General features: G+C 63.1%; 7 protein-coding genes. 4 read left to right on the top strand and 3 right to left on the bottom strand.

Translation table 11 applies throughout. From position 1 onward, the window contains the following. Positions 1–1,310: 1,310 nt before the first annotated feature. Positions 1,311–2,882 carry a PAS domain-containing sensor histidine kinase gene (locus tag LJ738_RS19365; RefSeq protein WP_227787999.1) on the bottom strand — a complete coding sequence of 524 codons (1,572 nt, stop codon included), beginning with the start codon at positions 2,880–2,882 and terminating at the stop codon, positions 1,311–1,313. Between the two features lie 271 nt (positions 2,883–3,153). Between LJ738_RS19365 and LJ738_RS19370 the strand changes: the two genes are divergently transcribed. The 4 genes from LJ738_RS19370 (at position 3,154) to LJ738_RS19385 (ending at position 5,682) form a co-directional block, all read left to right on the top strand. Then, positions 3,154–3,414, top strand: coding sequence for an AbrB/MazE/SpoVT family DNA-binding domain-containing protein (locus LJ738_RS19370; RefSeq protein ID WP_227788000.1), 261 nt, complete (start codon positions 3,154–3,156; stop codon positions 3,412–3,414). Next, positions 3,402–3,734, top strand: coding sequence for a type II toxin-antitoxin system PemK/MazF family toxin (locus tag LJ738_RS19375; RefSeq protein ID WP_227788001.1), 333 nt, complete (start codon positions 3,402–3,404; stop codon positions 3,732–3,734). Before LJ738_RS19370 ends, LJ738_RS19375 begins: the two co-directional genes overlap by 13 nt. A 143-nt stretch (positions 3,735–3,877) precedes the next feature. Further along, positions 3,878–4,225, top strand: coding sequence for a helix-turn-helix domain-containing protein (locus tag LJ738_RS19380; RefSeq protein ID WP_227788002.1), 348 nt, complete (start codon positions 3,878–3,880; stop codon positions 4,223–4,225). Positions 4,226–5,412: 1,187 nt separating this feature from the next. Then, on the top strand, positions 5,413–5,682 hold the full coding sequence (locus LJ738_RS19385) for a KGG domain-containing protein (protein WP_227788003.1): 270 nt from the start codon (positions 5,413–5,415) through the stop codon (positions 5,680–5,682). Between the two features lie 402 nt (positions 5,683–6,084). On the opposite strand, the gene LJ738_RS19390 is transcribed toward LJ738_RS19385, so the two are convergent. Beyond that, positions 6,085–7,044 (bottom strand): tyrosine-type recombinase/integrase, encoded by a 960-nt coding sequence (locus LJ738_RS19390; RefSeq protein WP_227788004.1) that lies wholly within the window; start codon positions 7,042–7,044, stop codon positions 6,085–6,087. A gap of 261 nt (positions 7,045–7,305) precedes the next feature. Then, on the bottom strand, positions 7,306–8,169 hold the full coding sequence (locus LJ738_RS19395) for a sigma-70 family RNA polymerase sigma factor (RefSeq protein WP_227788005.1): 864 nt from the start codon (positions 8,167–8,169) through the stop codon (positions 7,306–7,308). Between the last annotated feature and the right edge of the window lie 323 nt (positions 8,170–8,492).

The following is an 8,492-nucleotide window of genomic DNA, read 5'->3' on the forward strand; positions in this document are numbered from 1 at the left end:
GGAAAAACCAACAGCCCAAACTGGATAATGCATAACCTTAATGGGCAGTGACGAGAACTCTCAGTACACAAAAAATACCACCGTGGCTGTTGCAGAACTCCTCGTCAAGCCTTGAAAGGGTGGGGTGACCCTGAGTCAACGTGCTAAAAAGCCATGAGGGCGGTCTTTCTGGACGCTCCCTCACGCGCTCTATAAGTTCTGAACGCGAAACAGGGAGTTCTGCAACAGCCACCACCGTTTTCTTGAACTTCACAGGCGATACAACGCGGCCGCTGGCCCAGCAGGCTGGCCGCCCGGGTAAGGTTCCCAACAGGAAGGATGGCCACTCGCAACGCCCCGCTCACCCGGCCTCCGGCAGGCGGGCAAGCGCACCGCAGTTGGCGAAGGGCGTGGAAGTTGGCGAAGGGCGTGGACCCCTGCCCCCGCGCGGCGGCCTTTCCGACGGCGTTGAGCCGGCTGCTCGGTGCGCAGCCGGTTACGTCGGGGCCGGGAGGGCACTCCGTTCCCCCACGCTTTCCCCGGCGGCGCCGTGCCCGGGCTGGACCCGCAGCGCTTGAACCAAGTGCCAGAGCGCGGGCGGCCCGGGGGCGGCGGTGGGGTTCCCCTGGACGCACGCCAGTTCGGCCGACGAAAGGGCACGGTCGCCACCAAGCGGTCGTGGTGGCACACGCCCACGTCACTGGTCGCCTCGTTCATAATGGCCATGGCCCGGGTATGAGCGCGGGCCAGGTACAGCAGGTGTGGCAGGGCGTGGGACATGAACCGGCTCTTAGGGAAAATTTCGCCCAAGCTAGCAAACAAACGGAAGAGAAGGGCCGGGCACCCGGCGACTCCCTGCTTCTGGCCCCCGCTGGGGTGACCCGGCGCCCTGCTCGCGGTAGGCGACCGCCTGGGACACCCGGGGACCGGGGACTCGGCCCGCACTAATTCGTCCAACGTGCGGGTCCCGTCGAGGTAGCGCGGCCGCTCGGCCAGTAGGGCCGGCGCGGGGGCGGTGCCGCCGAGACCCGCCACGGCCACGCCCCCGTCGGCGGGGCACTGCCGCCGGGCGCGGGCTTCCTGCTCGGTTTCGGGCTCTCGGATAAAGGTATCAAATTCACGCTCCTTTCGCGAGCCGGACTGTTTTAGTGAACGGCCTTCCTGTCAGAAGCGCTCATTGGGTTACTCTGGGTACTTCGGCTTCCACATTTGCTATCTCTTCTTACTGAAACGGTATCCGAAGCCGATAATTACGACCACCAAGGAGACCAAGTAGCCTGCTTCGATACGCTATAATGAAGGAATATAAATCGAACAGGGAAAGTCAGGTTCTACGGCGCCGCGGGCACGGGCAAAGGAATGCGGATGCGCACGTACGCCCCGCCGGCCCAGCCAGCCCCTATTTCCAGTTGGCCTCCCAGCAGGGCCACCCGGTCGCGGATGCTGCGCAGGCCCAGGCCCTGAGGGCCGGCCGGGGCCGGGGCAAAGCCTGGGCCGTCGTCTTCGGCCCGCAGCAGCACCCACCCGGGCATGGTTTCCAGTTCCAGGCTGCCCTCGGTGGCCCCGGTGGCGTGCCGGGCGATGTTCAGCGCCAGCTCCTGGCCCATGCGGTAGAGGGCCATTTGCAGCGTCGGCGGCAGCGGCGCCGCGGCCTCGTCGAGCGTCAGGTGGCTGCGCAACCGCAGCCGCGGGGTGCTCAGCTTCCTCCCAATGTCTTTCAGGGCGGCCTCCAGGCCAAACTCCTCCAGGATCAGGGGGATTAATTCGTGCGAGAGCACCCGGGTCTGGCGGATGGCTTCGCTCAGCAGTCGGTCGGCCTCGGTGCGGGCTTTTACCAGCGCCGGGGCCGTGTGCAGCACCGGGGCGTGGAGGCGGTCGAGGCGCAGCTTGGTGGCGAACAGCAGCTGGCCGATGCCGTTGTGCAGGGCCTCGGCCATGCGCCGACGCTCATTTTCCTCGGCGGCCTGCACCGCTTCGAACAAGGCCTGCTGCTGGGTCAGGCGCAGACGCAGGTTGTCGGCTTCGAGGCGCTGCCGCTCGCTGATGTCCAGCACCACGCCCAACACGCGTACGGAGTGGTCCACCTCGTCATGGAACACCACGGCCTTGAGGCGTACAGTCTTCACCTGCTTGCCCACGCGCAGGCGCAGGGTTTCCTCGAACCCGGTACTGCCCGCGGTCAGGCAGCGCACCAGCCGCTCGGCCCGGGAGCGGTCTTCGTCCACCACCAACCGCAGGTAGATGTCGGGGTGAACCGGTTGCCCCGGGGGCAGACCGAACAGCCGGTACAGGCCCTCCGACCACCGGAACTCCTGGCCGTGCAGGTCGTAATCCCAACTGCCCAGGTCCGCCATGCCTTCGGCCTGCTCCAACAGGCTCAGGTTGCGGGCGCGCTCTTCTTCGGCCTGCTTGCGCGCGGTGATGTCTTCCAGGGACGTGTAGCCCAGCTCGCCGGCTTCATCCGGAAACAGCACCGAGGTCACCCGGCACCAGAACACGGACTTATCCACCCGCACCAGGCAGGTTTCCAGTACAAAGCAGGGCTTTTTGTGCTCCCAGAGCTCTTGTTGCAAGTGCTTCCAATCCTGAACAAAGTCGGGGTGGGCAAACTCCATGATTTTGCGGCCGACGACCTTCTTCGCGCTTTTCAGGCCCAGCAGGGTGGCCAGGGCCTGGTTGGCTTGGCGGATGCACAGATCGGGACCGATAATTTTCTGGCCCAGCGGCGAGTTCTCGAACACGGTCCGGAACCGGTCCTGGCTGCGTGCGTAGCGCTGGTCTACGGCCTGCTGCTGCTCGTCGTCGGCTTGTTGCTGGCGCAGGCGGGTGTTTTGCTGTTGCAGGGAGTGGACCTGCTCCGGTTGGGGGCCGGGTGAAGCGGGGGCGGGGGAACGTTTAGCCATAACAACATAACAAGAGGAGGCGTAGCGGGAGAAGGATCAAGCGCATCCTAAACCGTACGCAGAAGAAGCAAGTCGGGCCACTCCCAGTCCGGCAGCCAAGAGCAGAAAGCGCGCAGGTTTAATTAGTTTACGTAAATGGGGATTTAAACAGCCACTGTCTTTCAGATAGGGCCTGATAAGGGCTCGCTATCGATTCTAAAGGTGCTACTTCTAAAGAACGAAACCAACCACGTCCAGCAAATGTACTTACATTGTACCTACATTTGCTGCTATGAACACGCGCCTGATTCGGGTGGGCAATTCCCAAGGGATTGTGCTGCCCAAGAAGTTACTGCAGCAGTACCACCTTGCCGGCGAGGTCGACCTGCAGCCCACGCCCGAGGGCTTGCTCATCACCCCGGTGGTGAAGCCCCGCCGCCAGGGCTGGGACGAGCGCTTCCAGCAGGCCCTTGCCCAGGGCCAGGCCCCGGAGGGCGAGTTGCTGGAGGGGTTTTCGGAAGATTCCTTTGAGGAAACGGAATGGCAGTGGTAGCCGTGCAGCGCTTCGAGGTGTGGCTCATCAACCTCGACCCCACCCAAGGCAGCGAAATCAACAAGACCCGCCCCTGCGTGGTGCTCTCCCCCGACGAGATGAACCGCTACCTGCGCACGGTGACCATTGCGGCCCTGACCAGCACCCGGCGCGACTACCCTTCCCGAGTGGATTGCACCTTCCAGGGCAAGGAAGGTCAGGTGGCGCTCGACCATATCCGCTCAGTCGACAAAACCCGCTTGGTGCGCCGTCTGGGCGTGCTGCCCAAAGCCACGGCGCAAGCAGTCTGTGACCGGCTGCAGGAGCTGTTTCATTACTGATAATTCGTCCCAGGGTGTTGTTAAACAAATAGGGCATAACCTTCGATTCGAAAGCCAGGCAGCGTGAATGGCAAAAAAACAGCTGCCCGGCTTTTAAGGTCCCTTCTTTTCCCGTTGTCCCTGACCCCGACCCCAGCCTCGCGATGACCCTCACCGAAGCCGAGCACGAAGCCGCCGTGAAGGAATTCCGGACGCTGGTCGCCGGCGAAGGAACGAACCACGCCCGCCTGCTGCAGCGCGACGCCCTCCACGCCTTCGCGGCGGCCAACGGCCACCACCCCGGGCCCCTGCCCCCCGTGGCCGGCCGGCTGCAACTGGAGATGTTCCGGCGCCGCCTGAAGCAGAAGCAGCTCGCGCAGCTGCTGGAGGTGGGCGAGTCGCGCCTGAGCCAGGTGCTGCGCGGCCGGCGACCGGCCAACGGCGACTTTCTGCGCCGCATGTACCAGAAGCTGGGTATTCCGGCCGAAGAGGTATTGGAGTTAACCTCCTAAAGCTCAAACGGCACTTTTCCTAAAACAACCCACGCCGCCTTTTGCTTGCGTGGCCGCAGGAAGGTGACTCAAGGACCACCAGCCGCGGCATCGCGCTCTTCGCGCAGCAAGTCGTCCATGCGGGCGTTCTCCTCAACAGTAAAGCCCAGGTTCGGGATGAGCAGCGGCTCGGTGGGGGCCACCGTGTCCAGGAAGTGCTACACGCCCCAGCGCTTGATCTCGGCCGGGGAGTAGCAACTCAGCCGCCCGCACCGCATCGGGGGAGGGGCTCGGGGTCTGGGGCCGTGGGAATGGCCATGGTCTTAAAAGGGGACGGTGCTTAATACGAAATCCTGCATGACGGACGAGTACCCGCAAATCAGGCAGCACCAAGGGCGGAACGCACCCAGTAAATCATTCATTCGCCTAGATGAGGCAGACCGGGAGGGCAGGGGACTTAGTCTGGCAAGCCCAATACGGGACATCCTTACCAGGCCTGCTCAACTTACGACGGCTTAATGGATTCTTTTAGGGTACTCTGTTTTACATGTTGTAAACGTTCGTGGCTGTTGCAGAACTCAACACGCCCCGTGTAAACGAGGTTTTTAGGAGCCGAACCCAGCGAGAAAGGCGGATAAACGGACCTGTAACATGCGTGGAAGGGCAGGCTGAGACCGTTTTTGCGTTACTCGCCGGGTTCTGCAACAGCCACGTTCGTTGAAGCTTTGTTCTGCCGGGCACGGGCGCATGCAGACCACTTCGGATGTATAGAAAGCCTGCCTCCTTTCGGAGGCAGGCTTTCTATTTCGTCGTCCCTGGATGCGCCTTGCAGCCCCGCGCTGGGCCTGTTTGGTGGCGCTGGCCTGGTAGCGTGTCAGCCAGGATAGCGCCACGTGGTTGGCCGGTGGAGGAGGACAAAGTTGACGCGTGGCCAGCGATAAAAGTGGGGCCTCACTCCTAACTGCCTTAGCCGCTCCGGGGGGCGACCGAGCGGCGACGGCGACGGCGACGGCGAAAAAATACGGACTACGGAAGGGTTTGCAAACAAACACGCAGAGCCCCTCAGTAAGTACGGAGAAGCTCTTCCGTAGAAAGTGGTATTTCGTCTCAATTTCGGCCTAAATCACAATAAATGAGGCCTGTATCAGCACCATTCTCGCCGACAATGCTTAAACTTGTATAGCACTAAACCAGCTTTTAATATTCTTATGACTACTTCCGCTTCAGAACTCGCAAATTCGGCCGCCGCGGCCGCCAAATCCTCCACCCGCCCGGCTACCCGGGTCGGCACCAAGAGCCGCCGTGGCTTCGCCGCCATGAGTCCCGAAACCCAGCGCCGCATCGCCAGCGAGGGTGGCAAAGCCTCGCACGCCAGTGGCCGCGGCCACCGCTTCTCGGCCGAAGAGGCCCGTGACGCCGGCCGCAAAGGCGGCTTGGTCAGCCGCCGCGGCAAGACCACCGTCCCCGCTGCCAAGTAAGGCGAACCCCGGGACCTGACCGACCCACGCCAGGCTTCGTTGCGGCGTGCGACGTCTCTGGTTTTCGCAGCGCGCGCCGCGCGGCAACTTCCCCGCCGGCACGTCCCGTGGGCCCCTGGCCGAACACCGGGCTTGGTACCGGCACCTGGCCGGCCTGCGCCTTGACGACGCCCCCACATTTTCTGTCGCCATCGCCCCGCGAGGCGAGCGGTTCAATGCCGGAGTATGGGCCCCTTTTTCGGCGGCCGATGCTCCGGCATTCGCCGGTCCGGGCTTTCCCTCACGCGTATTTGCCCTCGAAACCACGGCCCTCGACCTGTCCCGCGGGCGGGTCGTGCCCCGCCGTGACCGACCGGCAAGCGGCGGTGGGGAAGGAATGAGGTTACCTAACCGAATCGAACGTTACAAGCCCAGCTCCTTGGCCGAGTTGTGCTGGCGCACGTTATCCAGTCGGGTGTAGCGGCGGATCATCGCACTCGTTTTGTGCTTGGTCTGGTTCATGACCTTGGAGTCGTCGGCGCCGTTGAGCTTGGAGACGGTCACAAACGAGGCCCGTAGCGAGTGGGCCGTGTAGCCGGGGCCCAGGTACTGCTGGGCAATCAGGTTGATGTACTTCGTGGTCATCCGGCGGGAAGTCAACTTGTGGTTCTTGCGTAAGGAGACGAAGACGCATCCCGTCTCCCGGTCGAGCACCCGCAGCCAGGCCTGGAGTGAACGAATCGGGCACAGGGCCGGGTCGGGCGAGTAGAAGATGGCTTTCTCTTCGGCCTGGCCCAGCTGGTTGGTTTTGCTTTTGTCGAGCGAGACGACGAGGCCTTCCTCGTCAAACGCCAGGTCCTCGATGTTGAGCGCTTCGAGCTCGGAGCGGCGAAAGGCCCCCGTGAAGCCGAGCAAGAGCAGCGCCCGGTTGCGCAGCCCGGTGGGCGTCGTCGCATCGATGGCGCGGATGGTCCGCTTGAACGACGCCAGCGAAAAAGCCGCCGCCTGCTTGATGCGCGTTTTCTTTTCCCGGGCGATGCCCTTGAGCAAGACCTTGACCTTTTTGTCGGCCGTGGGCGAGTCCAGCCCGGCCAGCTCGTGGGCCTTGGCGATGGCCGCGGCGTGGCGCTGGATGGTGGCCACCTTCTTGCCGGCGTCGGCTAGCTCGGTCAGAAAGCCGGCAAGCGCCTCGACCGGCGCGGGCAGCGACTCCATCGAGTGTAACTCGCACCAGGCGGTGAACCGTTTCCAGTCGCCGGCATACGCCCGGATGGTGTTGGCTGCCCCGCGCAGGCCCGACTCGACGTAGCGGCTGGCGGATGCGACCAAGTGGGCCGGCACCTGGGCAGCGGGTAATTCGGGGACGACGAGATGAGCGCTCACGGTAGCTATATAATATAGGAGTAAAACGACCGAAAAGTGACGAGCTTTTCCTTGGCAAGATAAGGAACGATAAGAGAAGGTTATCAGTCCCTATCAGACCAGCCGAAGTAGCGACCCACTTTACTTAGCGCTCCCGGTCTAAAGCCCGGTTGCTGTAATTCTTTACGCCCTGCTTCGGCAAGAGGGGCCTTCTGGCCCCTTGCCTGAGTGGTGAGGCGCTGGCTTAGACGGGGCTCCTGGAAAGGAACGCTGCCAAAGGGGCTAGCCCAGGTACGATTGCAGCGCCCGCGAACGCGACGTGTGCTGCAGGCGCCGAATGGCCTTCTCCTTGATCTGCCGGACCCGCTCGCGGGTCAAGCCAAATTGCTCGCCGATTTCCTCCAGCGTTTGCGCGGCCTGGCCGTTGAGCCCGAAATGGAGCGTGATGACGTCGGCCTCCCGCCGCGTCAGGGTCGAGAGGGCGCGCTGCACCTCCCGGCGCAGCGAGTCCCGCAGCAAGCCGGCATCCGGCGTGTCCGCTCCCTCGTCCCCCAGCACGTCGAGCAAGCCGTTTTCCTCGCCCTGCACGAAGGGCGCATCCATCGAGACGTGGCGGCCGGAGATTTTCAACGTGTCCACTACTTCGGAGGTGCTCAGCTCCAGCAACTCCGCAATCTCGTCGGGCGAGGGCTCGCGCTCGAACTTTTGCTCCAGCTCGGCAAACGAGCGGCTGATTTTGTTGAGCGAGCCCACCCGGTTCAGGGGCAGGCGCACGATGCGGCTCTGCTCGGCCAGGGCTTGCAGGATGCTCTGGCGAATCCACCACACGGCGTACGAAATGAACTTGAAGCCCTTCGTTTCATCAAAGCGCTTGGCCGCCTTAATCAACCCCAGGTTGCCTTCGTTGATGAGGTCGCCCAAGGTCAGGCCCTGGTTCTGGTACTGCTTGGACACCGAGACCACGAAGCGCAGGTTGGCTTTGGTCAGCTTTTCGAGGGCCATCTGGTCCCCTTCGCGAATGCGCTGGGCCAGCTCTACTTCCTCGTCGATCGACACCAGGCTCACTTTGCCAATTTCCTGGAGGTACTTGTCCAACGACTGGCTTTCGCGGTTGGTAATCTGCTTGCTGATTTTGAGCTGTCTCATGCGGGAACGGCGCTGCTTCGAAGGGGAAGAGCCCCCTGTAACTCCCGGTGCGGCGGCTTGGTTCGACGGCCCGGGCGGCGATGCGCCGCGGGCGGGAGTCCGTTTGGGGTAAAAGCCTGACCGCCTGAGGTCGTGCAGGAGGAATGAACGGCGCGAAGACGGGATGCTATTTAGGGCTACCCACGTAACATTAGCGGAGCCACGTTTAATAAACGTTATATGCCCTGCCGTTCGGGTTCCTGCGGTGGCGCTGGGTCGAAAGGCCCCGGCTTCCGACGGACCACGGAAGGGGAAACGCCCCCTTGACGGAACGGAGCGACGCC

Origin of the sequence: Hymenobacter plasmatis (assembly GCF_020711255.1) — a bacterium.
Taxonomy (GTDB): Bacteria; Bacteroidota; Bacteroidia; order Cytophagales; family Hymenobacteraceae; genus Hymenobacter.